The 19,104-nt window shown below is 65.7% G+C and carries 20 protein-coding genes; 13 read left to right on the top strand and 7 right to left on the bottom strand.

Going from position 1 to position 19,104, the window contains the following annotated elements; translation table 11 throughout:
• Positions 1-25: 25 nt before the first annotated feature.
• From C454_RS04620 to C454_RS04600, 5 genes are all read left to right on the top strand, one after another.
• Positions 26-1,039 carry a pyridoxal phosphate-dependent aminotransferase gene (locus tag C454_RS04620; RefSeq protein ID WP_004973151.1) on the top strand — a complete coding sequence of 338 codons (1,014 nt, stop codon included), beginning with the start codon at positions 26-28 and terminating at the stop codon, positions 1,037-1,039.
• A 263-nt stretch (positions 1,040-1,302) separates the two neighbouring features.
• On the top strand, positions 1,303-2,076 hold the full coding sequence (locus C454_RS04615) for a nucleotide-binding protein (RefSeq protein ID WP_004973148.1): 774 nt from the start codon (positions 1,303-1,305) through the stop codon (positions 2,074-2,076).
• On the top strand, positions 2,073-2,657 hold the full coding sequence (locus C454_RS04610; protein WP_004973146.1) for a hypothetical protein: 585 nt from the start codon (positions 2,073-2,075) through the stop codon (positions 2,655-2,657). Before C454_RS04615 ends, C454_RS04610 begins: the two co-directional genes overlap by 4 nt.
• 64 nt (positions 2,658-2,721) lie before the next feature.
• Positions 2,722-3,177 carry an OsmC family protein gene (locus tag C454_RS04605; protein WP_004973143.1) on the top strand — a complete coding sequence of 152 codons (456 nt, stop codon included), beginning with the start codon at positions 2,722-2,724 and terminating at the stop codon, positions 3,175-3,177.
• Between the two features lie 62 nt (positions 3,178-3,239).
• Complete coding sequence (locus C454_RS04600; protein ID WP_004973141.1) at positions 3,240-3,971, top strand: hypothetical protein; 732 nt, start codon at positions 3,240-3,242, stop codon at positions 3,969-3,971.
• Between the two features lie 238 nt (positions 3,972-4,209).
• Here the strand turns inward: C454_RS04600 and C454_RS04595 are convergent, their stop codons facing one another.
• Positions 4,210-4,656: an ester cyclase gene (locus C454_RS04595; RefSeq protein ID WP_004973132.1), complete on the bottom strand. Its 447-nt coding sequence runs from the start codon at positions 4,654-4,656 to the stop codon at positions 4,210-4,212.
• Between the two features lie 569 nt (positions 4,657-5,225).
• Between C454_RS04595 and C454_RS04590 the strand changes: the two genes are divergently transcribed.
• A complete protein-coding gene (locus tag C454_RS04590; protein WP_004973130.1) occupies positions 5,226-5,759 on the top strand; it encodes an amino acid-binding protein in 534 nt (177 codons plus the stop codon).
• Positions 5,756-6,706, top strand: a complete 951-nt coding sequence (locus tag C454_RS04585; protein ID WP_004973128.1) for a homoserine dehydrogenase — start codon at positions 5,756-5,758, stop codon at positions 6,704-6,706. Before C454_RS04590 ends, C454_RS04585 begins: the two co-directional genes overlap by 4 nt.
• A gap of 76 nt (positions 6,707-6,782) precedes the next feature.
• On the opposite strand, the gene C454_RS04580 is transcribed toward C454_RS04585, so the two are convergent.
• Entirely contained in the window at positions 6,783-7,457 is a 675-nt protein-coding gene (locus C454_RS04580) for a type I 3-dehydroquinate dehydratase (RefSeq protein WP_004973126.1), read from the bottom strand.
• Between the two features lie 588 nt (positions 7,458-8,045).
• Positions 8,046-8,714, bottom strand: coding sequence for a type I 3-dehydroquinate dehydratase (locus tag C454_RS04575; protein WP_049904969.1), 669 nt, complete (start codon positions 8,712-8,714; stop codon positions 8,046-8,048).
• Positions 8,715-9,044: 330 nt separating this feature from the next.
• Here C454_RS04575 and C454_RS04570 point away from each other — a divergent pair, with 330 nt between their 5' ends.
• Entirely contained in the window at positions 9,045-9,941 is an 897-nt protein-coding gene (locus tag C454_RS04570) for an NAD-dependent epimerase/dehydratase family protein (protein WP_004973113.1), read from the top strand.
• Between the two features lie 60 nt (positions 9,942-10,001).
• Here C454_RS04570 and C454_RS04565 read toward each other — a convergent pair whose 3' ends face one another.
• From C454_RS04565 to C454_RS04555, 3 genes are all read right to left on the bottom strand, one after another.
• A complete protein-coding gene (locus C454_RS04565; RefSeq protein WP_004973112.1) occupies positions 10,002-10,775 on the bottom strand; it encodes an IclR family transcriptional regulator in 774 nt (257 codons plus the stop codon).
• A gap of 220 nt (positions 10,776-10,995) precedes the next feature.
• Positions 10,996-11,685 carry a 4-carboxy-4-hydroxy-2-oxoadipate aldolase/oxaloacetate decarboxylase gene (locus C454_RS04560; protein ID WP_004973111.1) on the bottom strand — a complete coding sequence of 230 codons (690 nt, stop codon included), beginning with the start codon at positions 11,683-11,685 and terminating at the stop codon, positions 10,996-10,998.
• 194 nt (positions 11,686-11,879) lie between these two features.
• Positions 11,880-12,890 carry a Bug family tripartite tricarboxylate transporter substrate binding protein gene (locus C454_RS04555; protein ID WP_004973104.1) on the bottom strand — a complete coding sequence of 337 codons (1,011 nt, stop codon included), beginning with the start codon at positions 12,888-12,890 and terminating at the stop codon, positions 11,880-11,882.
• 230 nt (positions 12,891-13,120) lie between these two features.
• Here C454_RS04555 and C454_RS04550 point away from each other — a divergent pair, with 230 nt between their 5' ends.
• A complete protein-coding gene (locus C454_RS04550) occupies positions 13,121-14,164 on the top strand; it encodes a zinc-dependent alcohol dehydrogenase (protein WP_004973103.1) in 1,044 nt (347 codons plus the stop codon).
• A 238-nt stretch (positions 14,165-14,402) separates the two neighbouring features.
• Here C454_RS04550 and C454_RS04545 read toward each other — a convergent pair whose 3' ends face one another.
• Positions 14,403-15,050 carry an MBL fold metallo-hydrolase gene (locus C454_RS04545; protein WP_004973102.1) on the bottom strand — a complete coding sequence of 216 codons (648 nt, stop codon included), beginning with the start codon at positions 15,048-15,050 and terminating at the stop codon, positions 14,403-14,405.
• Positions 15,051-15,343: 293 nt separating this feature from the next.
• Between C454_RS04545 and C454_RS04540 the strand changes: the two genes are divergently transcribed.
• The 4 genes from C454_RS04540 to C454_RS04525 all read left to right on the top strand — a co-directional run bounded on the left by C454_RS04540 (position 15,344) and on the right by C454_RS04525 (position 18,999).
• The gene (locus C454_RS04540) at positions 15,344-15,859 is read left to right on the top strand and encodes a tripartite tricarboxylate transporter TctB family protein (protein ID WP_004973101.1); all 516 of its coding nucleotides are present in this window, start codon (positions 15,344-15,346) and stop codon (positions 15,857-15,859) included.
• Positions 15,859-17,340 (top strand): tripartite tricarboxylate transporter permease, encoded by a 1,482-nt coding sequence (locus C454_RS04535; protein WP_004973100.1) that lies wholly within the window; start codon positions 15,859-15,861, stop codon positions 17,338-17,340. Before C454_RS04540 ends, C454_RS04535 begins: the two co-directional genes overlap by 1 nt.
• Before the next feature lie 454 nt (positions 17,341-17,794).
• The gene (locus tag C454_RS04530; RefSeq protein WP_049904968.1) at positions 17,795-18,226 is read left to right on the top strand and encodes a universal stress protein; all 432 of its coding nucleotides are present in this window, start codon (positions 17,795-17,797) and stop codon (positions 18,224-18,226) included.
• A 125-nt stretch (positions 18,227-18,351) separates the two neighbouring features.
• Complete coding sequence (locus C454_RS04525) at positions 18,352-18,999, top strand: MBL fold metallo-hydrolase (RefSeq protein WP_049904967.1); 648 nt, start codon at positions 18,352-18,354, stop codon at positions 18,997-18,999.
• The last annotated feature ends 105 nt before the right edge of the window (positions 19,000-19,104 follow it).

The following is a 19,104-nucleotide window of genomic DNA, read 5'->3' as shown; positions in this document are numbered from 1 at the left end:
TATAGTCGGTGGCTAGCACGTTGGTATGGATCCCGGTTCCGTTCCCGATGTCGACCACGTTACCCACGGCGGGACCGCCGACCACTCCCTCGTCGATTTCAGCACCGGGTCGAACCCGGAGCGGCCGGCGGGCATCGCCGGCGTCTACGAGTCGGCGCTCTCCACCTCGCGGCGATACTCGCTGGACGACTACTCTCGGTTTCGCGTCGCGGCCGCGGAGTTCGTGGGCTGTCACCCCGAGGAGGTCGTCCCCGCGGCGGGCGTCATCGAGGCGATGCGGCTCGCCGTCGGCGTGACCGTCTCGCCGGGCGACAGCGTGGCGCTCCCGGCACCCTGTTGCGGCGAGTACGCCCGCGAAATCCGGCTCCAGGGCGGCGAGCCGGTCCACGTCCCCCACGACCGACTGCTCGAAACCGTCGACCCCGGCGAGCACGCGGCGGTGATTCTCAGCTACCCCGCGAACCCCGTCGGGACGGCGTACCCGAGAGACGAGCTTCGGGCGTTCATCGACGCCTGCCGCCGGGTCGGCACGCCCGTCATCGTCGACGAGTCGTACCTCGGCTTCACCCGCCTCCCGAGCACGGCCGGCCTCGACGGCGTCATCGCGCTCCACTCGGTGACGAATATCTTCGGCGTCCCCTCGCTTCGAGCGGGGTTCGCGGCCGCGACGGGCGACCTCGGTGACCGGCTCTCGCGGGCGCGGTGTACGTGGGTGTTGTCGGCCCCCGCGGTCGAGGTCGCGACGTTCTGTCTCAAACAGGACGCCTTCCTCGAAGCCACGCGGGACCGGGTCGAACGGGAGCGCCCGCGGGTGGTCGCGGGCTTGGACCGACTCGGCTACGAACCGCACCCGGCCGACAGCACGCTCGTCTTGTTCCGCGCCGACGACGTCGACCGCGTCCTTCACGAGACCCGGCGTCGCGGCTTCGCCGTCCGCGACGCCCGCGACTACCAGCGGCTCGACTCGCACGTCAGAATCAACGTCCGCCGCCCGGACGAGAACGACCGCCTGCTCGACGCGCTCGCCGAGGCGACCTGAGTCGCCGCGGTCGCGTCTCGCTGACGCCGAGTCACCGATTCAGATAGACGATGAACGCGATGGTGAGGAGGGTCGCGTACACCGCGAACGTCGAGTCGTCGACGACGAAAGCGAACGATTGGATTACAATTCGGAACATCAGTGGTCGTTTCGCACCATGACGTGCTCACTATTAATGATTGTTACCGTTTGACACGGTATTCGTCGGCGCGCGTCCACAGCCGTTCCGAACACTTATGCGAAATCACCGGACACGTGGGGGCATGGTCGAGGCGTTCGCCGTCGCCAGCGGGAAGGGCGGCACGGGGAAGACGACGAGTACGCTCGCGCTGGGGATGGCGCTCGCCGAGGACTACGACGTGACCGTCATCGACGCGGACACGGGCATGGCGAACCTGCTGTTCCACGCCGGGTTGGACGACGCCGACGTGACGCTCCACGACTTACTCGTCGACGAGCGCGACGCCGCGGTGTCCGACGCGGTCTACGAGCGGTTCGGCATGTCGGTCGTCCCCTGCGGGACGAGTCTCGCGGCGTTCGAGGCCGCGGACCCCGGTCGCCTCCGGGACGTGGTCGCCGAACTCGCCGCCGACACGGACGTGCTGCTTCTCGATTCGCCCGCCGCGCTCGGCTCGAAGAGCGCGGTGCTTCCGGTCGTCCTCGCGGACCGCATCGTCGTCGTCCTCCAGCCCACCGTGCCGTCGTTGTCCGACGGGCTGAAAGTCCAGGAGTACGCTCACTCCTACGGCACCGACACGGCGGGCGTGGTGTTCAACCGCGTGCGACCCGACGAGAACGTCGACAAAATCGCCGAGCAGGCCGGCCGCTACTTCGGAGGGCAGACGCTCGCCTCGGTTCCCGAGAGCGACGCGGTCCGGGCGGCCCGCCGCGAGGGGAAGCCCCTCCTCGCGCACGCTCCCGAGGACCCGGCCGCGGACGCCTTCCGCGAGGCGGCCGCTCGACTCGACGTGCGCGACGGCGACGGCCGCGACGTGGCAGAGCGGTTCAAGAGCGCCGTCGTCCCCGAGCGGATATGAGAATCCCGCGGGGCGAACTCCGCCGGTCGCGCGTCGTCGACGACGCCGCGGCGGTCCTGCGGGCGGTGCTCGACGAGGAACTGACCGGCTACGTCGTCTTCGAGCCGCAGGACGCGCTCCTCCTCGGCGAGACCACCAGCGGCGTCGTCACGTTCGAAGACGGGATTCCCGTCCTCGCCTACGACACGGAGCGCGAGGTCGGCGGCCGCGACGGCCTGGAGGGGTTCGCCGTCACCGGCCCGACCCGCGCCGCGGTCCACGCCGTCGACGCCGCGGCCCTCGCGGACGCCCACGAGGTCGAGGCGTTCCGCATCCCGCCGGGCGAGCCGGCCCGCGTCCTCGCCGGCGACGAGCGGTTGGCCGAACGGACCGTCGACGCCGCCCCCGCCGCCCGCCGCGAAGAGGGCCGCGACCAGAGCGCGGTCGAGGCGTTCCTCGCCGACGCCGACGCGATCGAGGAGATCCGATCCGAGGCCCGCGAGGAGGCTCGCGCGAGGGCGTCGGAGTGGGGACTCGACGACGTGCTGGCGGACGACGCGCGCGACTCGGCCGCGATAGAACCCGGGACAGACAGCCGCTAACACGCTTCCCGAGGGCTGAGAACCGCCGACTGGTGTTATCGGCCGCGTGCGCGTCTGTACGGCTATGTCCGCAGAGAAACCCCAACAACTCACCTTCGACGTCAGCGCCCGCGCGGAATCCCCGACCGAGACCCGCGTCTCCACCCGCGGCTTCGAGTTCGTCGTCGACGAGCCCGAATCGCTCGGTGGAGCGAACGCCGGGCCGAACCCCGTCGAGTACGTCCTCGGGGCGCTCGCCGGCTGTCTGAACGTCACGGGGCACGTGGTCGCCCGCGAGATGGACCTCGACGTACGAGACCTCGAAATCTCCATCGAGGGCGACCTGAACCCCGCGAAGTTCATGGGCAAGCGCGACGACGGCCGCGCCGGCTACGAGGAGATTCGCGTCGCGGTCACCGCCGACGTGGACGCCGACGAGGCGACCATCGACGCGTGGCTCGCCGCCGTGGAATCGCGCTGCCCGGTCAGCGACAACCTGACCAACGCGACGCCGCTCGCGCTCTCGTTCGACCGACGGTAGGTGTCGTCCTCGCCTCGCCCACGCGGGGATAGAGCCAAACCGCCGTCGTCCGTAGTTCTCCTGTGACCGTTCTGCGCCTCCTTCGACTCCGCCGGCCCGCCGACTTCGCGGACTGGTACCGAATCGGTGCCGAGTACGTCCACGACGTGGCCGCGGGCATGGGACTCCGAGTCGGCGATTTCGAGTCGCGGGTGGTCCGCGCGACGGACGCCATGCGGGCGGGGCGGACCGACCTCCCACCGGACCTCGCCCGCTCCGTCGCCGCCGACCTGCTGGCCGACGCGGTGTTCTGCGACCCGTTCTGTCAGTGGATGCCGCTGTGGTACGAACTCGGCCTCGCGGCCCCCTGTGCCTACGCCGACTTCCGGCTTCGGCGGGTCGCCGAGCGCTACGCCGACGACCTCCCGCACCTGTCGGTGCCGCGGTTTTCCCGCCCGGACGACGTGTACGTCGACGGTCGCCCCGCGACGGCGTACGTCGACGGCTTCGCCGAGCGGTTCGTCCTCGCCGACGCGGTTCTCCATCTGGAGTGGTTCACCTACGTCGCCCGCGAGTCGGGCATCTTCGTCCCGCCGCTGTTGGTCGAGCGGACCCGCGAGCAGACCGTCGCCTACTACGCCGGCCGCCGGACCGAACTCGACCCCGACGTGCGGACCTTCCAGCGACTGCTGTTTTCGGACGACGAGTGGGTCCGTCGCATCGCCGACGTGTACGACCTCGACAGCGTCCTGTTCGACTACTGGGAGCGAATCCTCGCACAGGAACGCCGCCGGCTCTCGGCGTTCGACGGCTGACTCGCCGGTCGCCGAGGGGTGATTGCTGTCCACACGTCGCATATGACACTTGAAAAATGTTTTAACCGAGGACGTTGTAGGCGTCTACTGCAGGTACATACCTGCACTTGGGTTGCGTATACAGGGGAGTTTTTCCCCAGTGTCCGTGGAGTGCGGGCGGGTGCCCGGTCGCCCGTGCTTCCTTCTCAGTTGCCGAGCGGCGCGTCCGTCGCACAAAAAGTATCGGTCTCTGTTCAGGTCACGCCTCAGGTAGTTCGACAGCGCCGAGTTGCGTGAGCATGCCGAGCATGTCCGGTTGGACCCACCGCTCGACTATCATGTCGTCTTCGATACGGCTGAACACCATGTTGCCGACCTCGACCGTCTTCCCGGTGGGTTCGATGCCCATGAACGCGCCGTCGTGCGTCCCGCGGAGCGTGACGCGCATGGCGACCATGTCGCCCTCCGTAATCGCGTCTTCGACCGTGGCCGAGAAATCCGAAAAGGACTCTCGGAGTCCCGAAATCTGCGCTTTGAGTTCGTCGCGCCCGTGAACCTCCCCGAGCGGGCTGTGGTCGAGGATGTCCTCGGCGCAAATCTCGTCGATGAGGCCGATGTTCCCCTCGCTCGCGACTTCCTCCGGGAAGCGTCGGGCGATTCGCTCGTTCCCCGTCGGCGTCGGTGTCGGTGTGCTTGCTGATGCCATTCTGAGTTTCCCCTCTCTCGTACCCGTCCGCGAGCGGCCGCGTTCTCGCTCGCCGCCGCGGTGGATACAGTTGTCTCTACGCTGTGTGGGATGTTAACAATTGTTTGTTTAGAATCGTGTAGTTCGGGTGGATAGTTATGTAAATTTCATGCACGAAAGATGGCGTGGCGAATCTGAGAACTAACCCAAACGAATATACTCAGAAACTATATTCTGAAATTTTCCGGAAGACATTGGTAATTCAATAAATATATGCTACTATATGTTGTTTGACAAATATCGATTCAGAAGTCGCTCGTAGCCAGTGATATCTCGTCAAAGAGTATTGTGCAAAATTGGTTTTTCTCCTCGCTCCAAATCGCCGCCTCGGCGCGGTAATCTTTGTAGCGAACCTGAGTACATTTCGGGCCGACGCGCGTACGGCGAACCCTCAGTGATGACTCTCTCACAGCAGGCGGGACGACGGCCGCGTCCGCGGTCGGCGTCCGAGCCGTTCGAACGCAATACGTATATGGGTGTGCTCGCTCGACTCCCGACAATGAACGACACGTTGGTACGGTGTTGTATGGATGAGTGAGGTGCACAACGACGTCCAAGCGTACACGCTCCGGCTCGAACTCGTCGACGAACCCGGTGAACTCCTGCGCTCGCTGCAGCCCATCGCCGAGCACGGGGGGAACCTCCTCTCGATTTTCCACGAGCGCGGCAACGTCACCCCGCGCGGCTACATCCCGGTGGAAGTCGATATTGAGGCGACTCCCGACCGCTTCGACAACATCGTCGAGGGCCTGAGCGACGCCGGCATCAACGTCATTCAGGCCGGAACCGAGCGCTACAGCGAGCGCCTGACCATCATCCTCTCGGGACACCTCATCGAGACGGACCTCTCCGACACGCTGACGCAGATCGAGGCGACGCGGAACGCGACGGTCACCGACATCTCGCTGTCCGCGCCCGCCGGCTCCATCGACGTCTCCAGCGCCCGCTTCCAGTTGGCCGCGGCGTCGGGGGCGACTGAAGAAGTCCTCGCCGCGATGCGAGAAATCGCCGACGAGAAGGACCTGCAACTCGTCGAGCCGCTGACCGTGGGAGGTCGCGCGTGAGGCTCTGTGTCCTCGGCGCCGGTGCGGTCGGGAGTGCCGTCGTCGAACTGGCCGCGGAGCACGGCCACGCCGTGACCGCGTTCGCGGACTCCGAGAGCGCCGCCGTCGACGCCGACGGCCTCGACGCCGACGCGGTGCTCTCGAAGAAACGAGACGACGGCGTGGTCGGCGAGGCGCCCCCCGAGGCGGTGTTCGACGCCGCCTACGACGTGTTGGTGGAGGCGACGCCGACGACGCTCGGCGACGCCGAGCCCGGCTTTTCGCACGTCGAGCGCGCGCTGGCCGACGACCGCGATGTCGTCTTGGCGAACAAGGGTCCGGTCGCGGAACGCTACGCCGACCTGCGCGCGCTCGAAGCCGAAAGCGAGGGGACCGTCCGATTCGGCGCGACCGTCGGCGGCGCGCTTCCCATCCTCTCGACTATCGAGGACGTGGGTCCGTCGCGGGTGTCGGCGGTTTACGGCGTCCTGAACGGGACGGCGAACTTCGTCCTCTCGCGGATGGCCGCCGAGGGCCTCGACTACGAGCACGTGCTCGCGGAGGCCCAGGACCTCGGCGTCGCCGAGGCGGACCCGACGTTCGACGTCGACGGCACGGACACGGCCCTCAAGGGTGTCATCGTCGCCAACGTCCTCTCCGACGGCGAGACGGAGTTCACGCTCGACGACGCCGACGTCGAGGGGATTCAGGAGCTCTCGGGGAGCATGCTCGACCTGGCACAGGAAGACGGCCAGACGATTCGACTCATCGTCGAGGTCGCGGACGGCGGGGTCCGCGTCGGCCCGCGACTGGTACCTGAAAACGGGGCTGTCGCCCCGTCAGGGACCGAAAACGCCGTTCAAATCGAAGCCGACTACTGCGGTCGACTGGGTATCACCGGCCGAGGGGCCGGCGGTCCCGAGACGGCGAGCGCGGTGCTGACGGACGTCGAGCGACTCACCGACTGACGTCGAGCGACGAGTTCGCGGCGAAAAGAGATGAAACGAGTCTGTTGACGGCGGACGGCCGTCGGGTTTTCCGGCGTCAGTCCGAGAGCGTCAGTTCCTTCGGCACCGACACTTCGCTCCGGAGCGTGTCGATGACCTGTCCGTCGACGCGCTCGTTTTTCGTGAGTTCGATGAGCGAAGCGAGCTTTTCGAGCGGAATCTGCCCCGGCGCGTAGTCGTTGTCGTCCGCGAGCAGGGGCGCGTATCCGAGCTTCGACCCGTAGAGGTGGCCGATGACCCGCGTGTGGCTCCCGATTTCGCCCATGGAGATGCCGGCCACGTCGATGCCGCGGTTGGTCGCGTCGTTGACGGCCTCGAGGAGGGTGAGCGTGTCACCTTGGTTCCGCGGGAAGACCGCCACCTTCGCGATGTCGCCGAACTCCGCGCACTGTTCGATGATGGCGTCGAGGACCTCGCGGTCGGGCGTCTCGTCGAAGTCGTGGTGCGAGATGATGAGCTGGACGTCGTTCTCGCGGAACTCGTGGGCCAACCACTCCTTGGCGCGAACGGTCTCGAGTTCGATGTCGACGAACTCCACGGCGTCGAATCGAGATGCGGAAAAGAGGTCGTCCAGCCGGCCGGCGTCGCTGGCCTTTCCTCCGAACCAGCGAGCGCGGTTGGTCGCGATTATCGGGAGTTCGCCGTCGTACGCGGCGAGTTGTTCGAGCGGGTCGTCCGCCTTGTCCATTCGGAATTCGATGAGGTCTGCCACCCCTCGTGCGTCGACCTCTCGTGTGAGGTCGTTTGTTGTTGCCGCCAGCGCAGACTCGTCGAGTTTCATGTGAACGCCTATCACTCCGCTGCGTATAAATGTTAGCTGTCGGTGCAAGAGTTCTCACCTCCTCGTAGGCGGTGAGAGACGCCGTCTTCGGCGGATTCTCCGGAATGTTCATCCAGAATAATCGGCGTGAGCCGACGCTCTGTCGGCGCGGTTTTGAATGCTTCCGAGACATCGTCGGTGTACGTCGCTCATCGTCGGCCATTCGCTGTTAACCCGAGTTGGGACCGGCGGAGGTGGTCGTCGGTGCTGGGTACATCGAGAGCGTGCGTGCGCTCGGGACTGCCCGCTCAGTTGCGCGGAGCCAGACGATAGCTGGACGACGCGCGGTCGAGAGAGCGAGTTATACCAAATCTATCGGAAAATATTGAATGATGTGATTCTGATATAAATTTCCTTCTTCCGGCCCGTCGTCTTCGAAGCGCTCGTCCTGCGGTCCCGGATGTCGCGGACTGTCTCCCGGGCAGGCCGGTCGCTTCGGTGGGTACCCGTGTCCACGTGTTCGACACCGGCAGTACGGCCTCAGCGCGCGGAAGCGACCCAATCGAGCAGGTTCGACAGTTTTCTGAGGTCGATGTCGTTCGGGCCGCGCTCGTCGCTGACGACGGGCGCGTAGGCGATGGACGCACCGTAAAAGACGCCGATAACGCGAGTGTGCCGGCCGATATCCCCCAACGCGTATCCGGTGACTCGCACTCCCCTCTCGGAGGCGGCGTTGAACGACTGCAACAGCGAGAGCGAGTCCGTCTTCTCCTCGGCGAACACGACGAGCTTCGCCACGTCCCCGTACGTATTACACTCTGATATGATTCTATTTAGCTCTGATTTCTGAGGTGTCTCGCGGCGGTCGTAGTGAGAGACGATCAGTTCGACGTCGTGTCCGCGCAGTTCGTCCCGAAGCCACTCGCACTCGCGAATCGTCCGCAGTTCCACGTCGACCATCTCGACGGCGTCGAACGCGGCGGCGGCCGCGAGCGTCTCCAGTCGCTCGGACTCACCGGCGGTGCCGCCGGCCCACTCCGGCCGGTTGGAGACGACGAGCGGGAGCGCTCCCTCGTACTCGCCGAGCGCGTCGAGCGGGCGGTCCGCCCCGTCCATCCGGAACTCGACGAAGTCCGCGATGCCCTCCGCGGCCGTCGCTTCGGTCAGCGTGTCGGTCACTCCGGCTAACGCGTATGCGTCCGCACCCATGAGATTTGATACCAAGCACTCGTATAAAAGTAGTTCCCTCGAGAGCGCTCCGCGGCGACTCCTGTCGTCCCCGTGAAACTCCAGTCGCAGTCGCTGACACCGTCGTTTCTACAATGTTGTAACGACGCGAGAGCCGCGAAATCTCGGGAGACGACGCCGTTTCCCCGCGATTGATTACAATCCTAAATCTGTAATTATCATGGTCTTACAGACCGAATTTGTTTCAACGATGTCGAAATCCGGACGGTCGGCGCGTCGCTCGTTCGACCGGGCTGAACTTACCGACGCCACCAAGATTTAAATCGGGGAGTTCCGTATCCCTCAGTAACGATGGTTACGCAGCAAGTCCTAGTCACGGGTCCGTTCGGTGAGGCGGGCGAAGCGATTCTCAACCACCTCGCGGAACGAGACGAGTACGAGTTCACGTATCTCGACCGGACCGAACATCCGGAGTACGAGACGTTTGTCGCCGACATCGCGGACTACGAGGCGATTCGCCCGGCGTTCGACGGGCAGGACGCCGTCATCCACCTCGCCGCGCAGTCCGACGCGGGCGCGTCCTTCGAGGACATCATCGAGCCGAACATCACGGGCACGTACAACGTCCTCAAGGCGATGGAGGACGCCGGCGTCGAGAAGCTCATCTACGCCTCCTCCCAGCGCGTGATGGGCCTGTACGAAGAGGACCTCGCGCCCGACCTCTACGAGGAAGACTACCCCAGCAGGTACGACCCCTTCCGGCTCACCCACGAGACGCTCCCGAAGCCGGACGGCTACTACGGGGCCTCGAAAGTGTTCGGCGAGCACATCTGCCGGACGCACGCCCGCCGCGACGGCGCGCCGAGCCAGGTCTACTCGATTCGCATCTCGAGCGTCCGGACCGAGCGGTACGACCATCCCTACGGCGACGCGGAGCGCGGCGTCGACCGCGGCGACGAGCACAAAGTCGAGGAGGGCGAGGTGTGGGACCAGTCCCAGACCGGTTCGTGGGAGCGCGGCAGCCCCGAGTACGAGGAGATGGTCAAGCGGCTCAAAGCGACGTGGACCTCCCAGCGGGACTTCGCGCACCTGCTCGAATGCTGTCTCGAAGACGAGTCGGTCACCTACGACACGTTCTACGCGGTGAGCGGCAACAAGGCCCGCTGGTTCGATATCGACCACGCGAAGGCGGTCCTCGACTACGAACCGGCCGACGACGGCTCCGAGTGGGACAGCCCGCCCGAGTGAGCCGACGAGAGACCGACGCCGAGAGCGACGGCCACGACCGACGGCGGTGAGGCCGCCGGCTCAGTACTGCTTTATTTTCAGCTCGATGATGTTCTTCTTGTTCAGAAGCGACGGGGCGAGTTCCTCCTCGATGCGCTCGGGCTCCATGCGGCTCATCGGACCGCTGATGCTTATCGCGCCGACGGCGTCGTCCGGCTCGGAGACGATGGCGGTCCCGACGGCGCAGACCCCGGGGTAGTGCTCGCCGCGGTTGATGGAGTACCCCCGGTCGCGAATCGCCGCGAGTTCCTCGTGGAGCGCCCCGCGGTCGGTGATGGTGTCGTCGGTCAAGGCGGGGAGACCGCGGCGGTCGACGATTCGGTCGACCTCGTCCCGCGAGCGCTCCGCGAGCATCGCCTTCCCCGTCGCCGTCGAGTGGAGGTAGAGGTGGTCGCCGAGCGGCGCGTCGTCGTCGATGGACTCCGGGCTCTGAGCCTTGTAGAGCTGAACGGCGAACCCGTTTTGCTCGACCGTCACGTTGGTGTGCTCGCCGGTCTGTTCTTTCAGCTCGTCGAGTTCCGGCTTGGCGACCCGGTACAGCGCCATCCCGTCGCGCATCGCCCCGCCCATCTCGAGAAAGCGGAGGCTACAGCGGTACTCGCTTCCGACCTTGACGACGTAGTCGGTGTCCACGAGTGTCGCCAGGTGGATGTGCGCCGTGCTGACCGGCATCTCCATGTCCTCGGCGGTCTCCGACAGCGTCGCGCCGTCGACCTCGCGGAGGTACCGGATGATGTCGAACGCCTGTTCGACGCTCTGTATCCGCCGCGAGCCCGACCCGGTGGAGTTCGTCATGATTCGACAATTGACCACCGCGTCCCTAATAGCACCGATTCGTTTCAACGATGTTGGATTTCGAGGGGCGAACGCTTCGGCCACCGGCGTCACGGGTCGAGGCGTCGCTCGCTACGGGTCGGGTGCTCGCAAAAAAACGCGGGTCGCCGGGTGGCATGCCAGTCGAGATGCGGACTTCGCGGGTCAGTCGCGGTCGCTGTCCGCCGCGGCTTCGGTGACGTTACTGAATCGAGTCTTCGGGACCGACGATGGTCAGGTTCTCGAACAGTTCGTCGTAGCCGTTGAGTTCGTAGAGGTACTCGCCGTCCAGTACTTCCTCGCGGACGGAGTCCTCGGCGCTGAGCTTCTCGTGGGCGCGTTCGAGGACTTCTTCGGCCCCCTCGCGGGGGATGACCGCCAGTCCGTCGTCGTCGCCGATGACGATGTCGCCGGGGTCGACGCTCACGCCGCCGACGGAGACGGTGACGTTGATGGACCCGGGGTCCTGCTTGAGCGGTCCCTGCGGGTTGACGCCGCGGCCGTACACCGGGAACTCCATCTCGGCGATTTCCCGGCTGTCGCGGTACGCGCCGTCGATGACCAGCCCGGCGAGGCCGTTCGCCTGACAGGAGGTGCACATCAGTTCGCCGACGTGGCCGGTGTCGGTGTAGCCGTCGCAGTCGATGATGAGCACGTCGCCGGGCTCGGTCAGCGTGATTGCCTTGTGGATGATGAGGTTGTCGCCCGGGGCGGCCTTCACCGTGACCGCGGTGCCCGCCATCTCGACGCCCTCGTAGGCGGGCCGGAGGCCGGCGTCCATGGTCAGTCCGATGTTACCGGTCACGTCGGAGACGATGGTGCTCGGAATCTCTTCGAACGCCTCGACGAGTTCGCGGTCCGGTCGCTCTACGTCGGGCTCTATCGTGTGCATACCCGACCTGATGCGGACGATTCACGTTAAACTATCGGTCGGTCGAACGCGTGCGGTTCGCGGCGCGCGTCGCGGGTCCGGTCCGGTCGGTACGGCCGTCGCTCGCGGTGACGCGGGTCCGAAAGGGAGAAGGGCGCAGGTACGTGTCGCGTGGGGAGTCAGTCGGTCGCGGGGCTCGGAATTCGACTGCGGCGTTACTGCTTTTCGATGCCGAGTTCGTCGACGAGGTTGCCGTAGAACTCGTACTGCTGGTCGAGGAAGTCAGCGAGCTCGTCGGGGCCGCGTTCGACGCGAATGAAGTCGTTGTTCTCCATGAACTCCACGAACGAGTCGTCCTCGTAGACGGCGCTGTACACGTCGGCGAGCTCCTGCTTCAGCTCGTCGTCGATGCCGGCGGGCGCGAAGTGCGCGAGCCACGAGCCGATGGAGATGTCGAGGCCCTGGTTGGCGAGCGTCGGCGTGTTCGGGAGCGCGTCGACCTGCTGGTCGAACGCCACGCCGAGGGCGGTCAGTCCGCCGTCTTGGACCTGCGGGGCGACTTCCGCCGCGCCGACCGCGGTACAGTCCACCTCGCCGTTCACGACGGCCGTCATGGCCGGCGCGGCACCCTCGTAGGAGATGTGTTCGACGTTGACGCCGGCCTCGCTGGCGATACCCGCCGCGGCCATGTGCCACGACGAGCCGAAGCCGGAGTTCGCCATCTGCAGGGTGTTGTCCTTCCCGTAGTTGATCCACTCGTCGAGCGTGGAGAACTCGGCGTCCTCGCTGACGACGAGCGCCGCGGGGAACTCGGTGTACTGCATGATGGGCGTGATGTCGTCGGGGCTGAGGTCGGCGATACCGAGGTGCTCGAACAGCGCGATTTCGGGGGCCGTACAGCCGATGGTGTGCCCGTCGGGCTCGGCGTTGGCCGCCGCGTTCATCCCGACCGAGCCGGAGCCGCCGGTCTGGTTGCTGACGTTCCACGAGACCTCGGTGTGGTTCTCGGCCGCGTCGGCGACCGCGCGGCTGGTCCGGTCGGCCCCGCCTCCGGCCGACCACGGGGAGATGACTTCGACCGGCCGAGAGGGCCACTCCTGCTGTCCGGAGAGACTGCCGAGACAACCGGCAGACAGCGCCACGCCGCCGACGCCGGCTGCCTTGATGAAGTTCCGTCTGTTCAGCGTGCTGCGTCCACTCCGATTGCTAATGGTATCGTCTCCCATTGTACCCGAATGTTTGAACAATCCATACAATAAGCATTGCGGTCCCTCTGAATATGACGCGAGGCCAGCGGAGTCGGCGCAGTGCTTCGCTTCTGTGCGCCCGCGAGGTCCGCGAGCGCCGAGGCGAGCGGGCGCGTGGCGGGACGCTCGCGCACGTCTGGCCGGCTTCCGCCCGCAAGCTTCTCCCCCAAGAGCGTAGATTTATACCCCGGCGGTATTCAAGGAGATGTATGCGCGGGTTAGCCAAAACGAGCCGAGAGCCCGGAGCTATGGAACTCGTCGACGTCGAGACACCCGAACCGGCGTCGGACGAGGTCCTCATCGAAATCGACTACGCCGGGCTCTGCGGGAGCGACGCGGGAATCTACAAGTTCAAGTCCGCCTTCGAGCGGATGACCATGCCGACCATCATCGGTCACGAGTACACCGGTCGCGTGGTCGAGCGCGGCGACGACGCAACCCGGTTTTCCGTCGGTGAGCGCGTGGTCGAACGGCCGATTCGGGGCTGCGGCGAGTGTTTCCAGTGCCAAATCGGCGAGGAGAGCATCTGTCAGGACGCGGAACTGACCGGTATCGACCACGACGGCGCGTACGCCGAGTACATCGCCGTTCCCGAGTCGGCGCTCCAGTCCGTACCCTCGAACGTCGACCCGAAGCACGCGGCGCTCGTCGAGCCGACGGCGATTTGCACGCGCGCGGTCCTCCGGAACTCCCGCGTCGAGGCGGGCGACCGAGTGCTCGTCGCCGGACCCGGCCCCATCGGGTTGCTCTGCGCGCAGGTGGCCGCCTCGCAGGGCGCGGAGGTCGTCGTCGCGGGCGTCGGTCGAGACACGAACTACCGGCTGCCGCTCGCGGAGGAGCTCGGCTACCCCGCGCTCAACATCGAGGAAGACGACCTGACCGGTATCCAGCGCGAGCTGACCGGCGGCGTCGGCTTCGACGTGGTGTTCGACACGACCGGCCACCCGTCGGGGCTCCCGATGGCCGTCGAGCAGGTCCGCAAGGGCGGCCAAATCGTCCTCGTCGGCCAGACCGGCGAGACCACGATGGAGTTCACGCCGCTCGTCCGCGCCGAGGTCGACCTCCAGTGTACCTACGGTGCGACCTTCGAGGACTTCGAGCGGGCGTTCCGACTCATCGGCTCGGGCGACGTTGACCACGCCACGTTCCTCGACGACCGCTTCCGGCTCACCGAGTCCGAAGACGCCTTCGAGGCGTTCCTCGCCGGCGAGACCTGCAAGCCGGTGTTCGACGTTTCGGTCCTTCGAGACTGACGCGACCAGTTCCGTCTCGTTCGCAGCCGACTCTCCTCAGCGATTCATCTCTCGACCGCGGTTTTTCTCAGACGCAGGTCGCTCACCACCTCGCTCGTCTGTCACGTCACTCGTTCGTGTCTCGGTCGGACGCCGTTTACGGCGCGGCCGCTCGGGGTCGACGGTCGGAAAAGCATGCCGCGGAGTCGGCTATCGAGAATGTGACGCCGTCAACGCCGCTCGGTTCGGCGGGTCGGGTTCACTCCGGACGGGGGTCCCACTCGCGCTCGACGAGGAAGTCGTCGAGTTTGCCCTTCGGGTCCTCGAAGACGTGCGACCCGTGGAAGACGAGCAGCGTCTCGAAGTCGTACTGGAGCAGGTCGTAGAGGTTGATTTCGGCGGCCTCGTGGTCGTCGTTGAACAGCGCCGGCGGCGGGAGGAGGTAGCCCGCCGGGAGGCCCGCGCGGTCGGCCCCGTCGAGGGCGTCCCCGGAGATGAGGATGCCGCGGTCTTCGAGCAGGAGCGCCGAGGTCGCCTTCGTGTGCCCCGGCACCTCGATGACGCGGATGTTTCCGTCGAGCACGTCGCCGTCGGTGAACGTCACGTCCGGCTCGTAGTCGATGGCCTCGTGGAGCTTCGACTCGTTGGCCGACGCGAGGAGTTCGGGGTCGAACGCCTCCATCACCGACGGGAGGCCGCCGTGGTGGCCGTGGTCGCCGTGGGTGATGATGACGCGGTCGACGCCGCCGTACTCCCGTTCCAGAAGCTCGACGAGTTCGTCGCCGTCCTCGTCGAAGCCGGTGTCCACGAGCGTCGTCTTCCCCGTCGGCGTGTCCTTCAACACGAGCACCCGGACGTGTTCGAACTGAATCTGGTCGATACCCTCGGTGACGTTGCTAACACTCATTCCGGTGGAACGGTAGTTCGCAGCGCTGGTTAATTCTATCGATGGCCGCGAAACGCGGCGTTGTCGCCCGTAGACATGTCGAACGCGTGAATGTACCGGCCGGCCGTTGCAACCGCTCTCGTTGTGCAGTCGTCCACTCTCGACGGCCAACCCGAGGCGCGACTGGACAATCGACTCGGCCGCCTGCGGCTTTCGTGTCGAAATCGTGACTTTCAGCCCCGAACGGGCTCGTAAAGACCAATATGTTTATTACGAACGATTGCTTGGTATCATACCACGAGGCAGAAAAAATAATGGTGATTCAGAAAGTCGGGGCCGTCCTTGATAGAATCGGCTTGGAGAGTGTTCGTTCAAGTCCGCTGTCAGTCCTCTTTATCCTGTTTTCGGTCGTCGTCATCTTCTTTGCGAGCCAGTTCCCGTCGGGTGACGGCGTCGGGCCGTCGTTCTTCCCGATTGCGGTGTCGGTCGGCATCATCTTCTTCGCCGCTATCGACGTGCTGACGGGCTCCGACACGGAACTCGAAATGTCGGAGTTCGACTTCGGACCCGCCGCCGTCGTCGCGGCCTTCCTCGTCGGGTACGTCCTGTTGATGCCGGCTCTCGGGTTCCTCGTGTCGACCATGCTGTTCATGCCGGTCGTCCTCTACTACTCGGACATCCGCTCGAAGCTCCTCGTCGTGGCGCTGTCGATCGGGTTCCCGGTCGCGCTATTCTACATCTTCGGCCGGATTTTCCTCGTGCGCCTGCCTGAGGGCATCATCCCGGTGTCGCGGCTGCTGCCGCAGCTCCCGCTGGTGGTGACCTTCTGATGGTGGTTGAGTACATCTCGCAGGCGCTCGTCAACCTCGCCGACCCGTTCGTCCTCCTGCTGATGATCGGGGGTATCTTCCTCGGCATCCTCATGGGGTCGATTCCGGGGATGACCGCGACGATGACCATCGCGGTCCTGCTGTCGTTCACCTTCACGATGGAGCCGAGTCAGGGGATGATTCTCCTGTTGGGCATCTACGGCGGCGCGGTCTACGCGGGGTCGATTCCGGCGATTCTCATCCGCACGCCGGGCACCCCGTCGGCGGCGGCGACCATCTTCGACGGTTACCCGCTCTCCCAGAAGGGCGAGGCGGGCCGCGCGATTCGCGTGAGCACCATCGCGTCGTTCGTCGGCGGCGTCATCAGCGTCTTCGCGCTGATGTTCTTCTCGCCGGTCATCGCCGACGCCGCCCTCCGGTTCCGGTCGCCGGAGTTCTTCGCGCTCGCCTTCTTCGGGTTGACAATCATCGCCAGCGTGAGCGGCGACTCGCTCACGAAGGGGATGGTCTCGGGCCTGCTCGGGATGCTCGTCGCGACGGTCGGTATCGACCCCGTGACCGGCTTCCACCGCTTCACGTTCGACATCCCCGAACTGCTCACGGGCGTCGAGTTCATCGCCGTCATGATCGGTCTCTTCGGCATCGCCGAGGGACTCCGCAAGTACTCGCAGGGCATCAACAGCGGGAACGACCGCGTCGACCAGGAGATTTCCGGCGTGTTCCCCTCGCTTTCTGACCTGCGGTCCATCGCACCGGTCAGCGTCGGTTCGGGCGTTCTCGGGTCGTTCATCGGCGCGATTCCCGGCGCTGGCGGCGACATCGCCGCGTTCATCACGTACAACGAGGCCACCCGCTGGCTCAAAGACAGTATCCCGTCGTTCGGCGAGGGGAACGTCCGCGGCGTCGCGGCCGCCGAGTCCGGGAACAACGCGAGCACCGGCGGCGCGCTGATTCCGACGCTGACGCTCGGGATTCCGGGCGACTCCGTCTCCGCCATCCTCATCGGCGCGCTGTTGGTCCACGACGTGAACCCCGGGCCGGGCTTGTACCAAGAAGAGCCGGTGTTGCTGTACACCATCTTCGTCGGGTTCCTCCTCATCTACGTGTTCATCCTCATCTTCGGCCTGCTCGGCGCGAACTACTGGGCGCGCCTCATCAACATCCCGAAGTCCCACATCTGGCCCGTCATCCTCGTGCTGTGTGTCATCGGAGCCATCGCCCTCCGGGGCAACGTCTTCGACGCGTGGATTATGCTCGGCGCGGGCGTGTTGGGGTACGCGATGCGGCTCCGGGGGTACCCGCTGGCACCCATGGTGCTCGGGCTCATCCTCGCCCCCATCGCGGAGGAGAACCTCCGCCGGTCGCTCGTCCTCTCGGGCGGCTCGCCGAGCATCTTCCTCACGAGCCCCATCGCCCTCGTCATCATCCTGCTCGGCCTGGGCGCGATTGCGCTGCCCGCCGTCCGCTCGATTCGCGCGTAGCACCGCGTTCAGACCTCGTCCGCTTTTCTTTTCTCGCGGCACGCGCGTTCCGTCGAGCGCCGTCTCGCGTCGCCGACTGTCCACGAACCGCGCTGCGCTCCCGTCGCCTCGCTGAGCCCCTGCCGCGGCTGGCAGGGTTTCGGCCCGCTCGCTTCCGCATCTCTCTGTCGTACCTTCGTCGAGAGCGGAGCGTACCGCTCGACTCGCCCTCAGTTTTGAGGATGTTGAAATACAGGGGTATTTTTCTCCCGTCTGGCATCGGAATTACAGCAGTACAACTGTAACGAAACTCGCCGATTCCGACCCGTATTACGACATCGTTGAACTCAGATACTGCTCGCCGGGCGAACCCGTGGGCGGAGGACGACCGTCGGGACCGCGAGCCGCGTCGACGCGGTTGCTCCGAACGAGATTCGGCGAAACGATATTATATCTCTCCGTGGTACACGCTGGTATGGTCGTTGTTGCAGCAGTCGACCGGTCAGGTCGCTCATCACACGTTGTCGCGGAAGCCGCATCGCTAGCGGCGGCGTTCGACGAACCGGTCCACGTCGTCCACGCGTTGACTCGCTCGGAGTTCGTCGACCTCGGGCTGACGAGCGCGCAGGCCGAGAAGCCGAAGGACATGGTGGAGATTCGGTCCGCCGCCGCCGAGATGGCCGAAGACGCCGTGTCGGGACTGTCCGTCCCGTACGAGACGGTGGGACTCGTCGGCGACCCGGCCGACGAGGTCACCGAGTACGCCGACGAACAGGACGCGAGCTACATCGTGGTGAGCCCGCGACGCCGCTCGCGCACGGGGAAGATGCTGTTCGGAAGCGTCGCTCAGTCGATTCTCCTGAACGCGTCGTGTCCGGTCGTCTCGACGCTCGTCGCGCAGGAATAGCCGTTTTCCGGGACGTTCGCTCCGCGGGCCGTCGACGCTCGGGGCCGTTTCCCGTCCACCCGTTACACGCCCCTGAGAACGCGCGTCCCCCTTTTTACCGCAACTCTCCGTAGCCTCGACCGTACATGACGGTAACAGCAGTCGCAGATGGAGTGTACACGGTACAGTTCGACCACGTCCGCGTGTTCGTCCTCGAAGACCGACCGTCCGGAACGACCACGCTGGTCGACGCGGCGTTTCCGGACGACGGCGACGAGTTGGTGTCCGTGCTGGACTCGGCGTTCGGCGGCGTCGACCGGCTCGTCATCACCCACGGCGACGAGGGACACTTCGGCGGGACGCCCGCCGTGGTAGACGCGTTCGACCCCGAACTCCTCGTCCCCGGCGGCGCGAAGGGCTTTTACGACGCGCTCGACGTCGAGGCCGACCGGCACTTCCGCCACGACGACGTGCTCGACGGCGGGATTCGAATCGTACAGGTCCCGGGGCACACGGTCGCGAACAGCGGGCTGCTCTTGGAAGACGAGGGCGTCTTCATCGCCGGTGACGTCTTGGAGGGGTCGGACCGTCGCGGGCTCCCGCCGGGGTTCCTCGTCCCGCCCGCGGCGCAGTTCAACGACCTGAGCCACGAGGAAGCCGAGCGAAACCTCGTCAAACTGTTCGACTACGACATCGAACGGGTCCTCGTGAGTCACGGCACGCACGTCGACGAGGACCCGCTCGGAAAGCTCGACGCCTGGCTCATCGACCGCGAGTGGACGCTGTCGTACTGAGTCGGTTGAATCGACCAGTGGCGTCGTTCGGCGCACGTTCGAACACACAGTGCCACATGCGTTCGCACCCATTCTAACAGAATACTTTTATGTACTGAAAATAGA

It is taken from the genome of Haloferax gibbonsii ATCC 33959, assembly GCF_000336775.1.
Taxonomy (GTDB): domain Archaea; phylum Halobacteriota; class Halobacteria; order Halobacteriales; family Haloferacaceae; genus Haloferax; species Haloferax gibbonsii.
The sequence above is the reverse complement of the archived record's forward strand: the minus strand, read 5'-3'. Positions and strand labels throughout refer to the sequence as shown.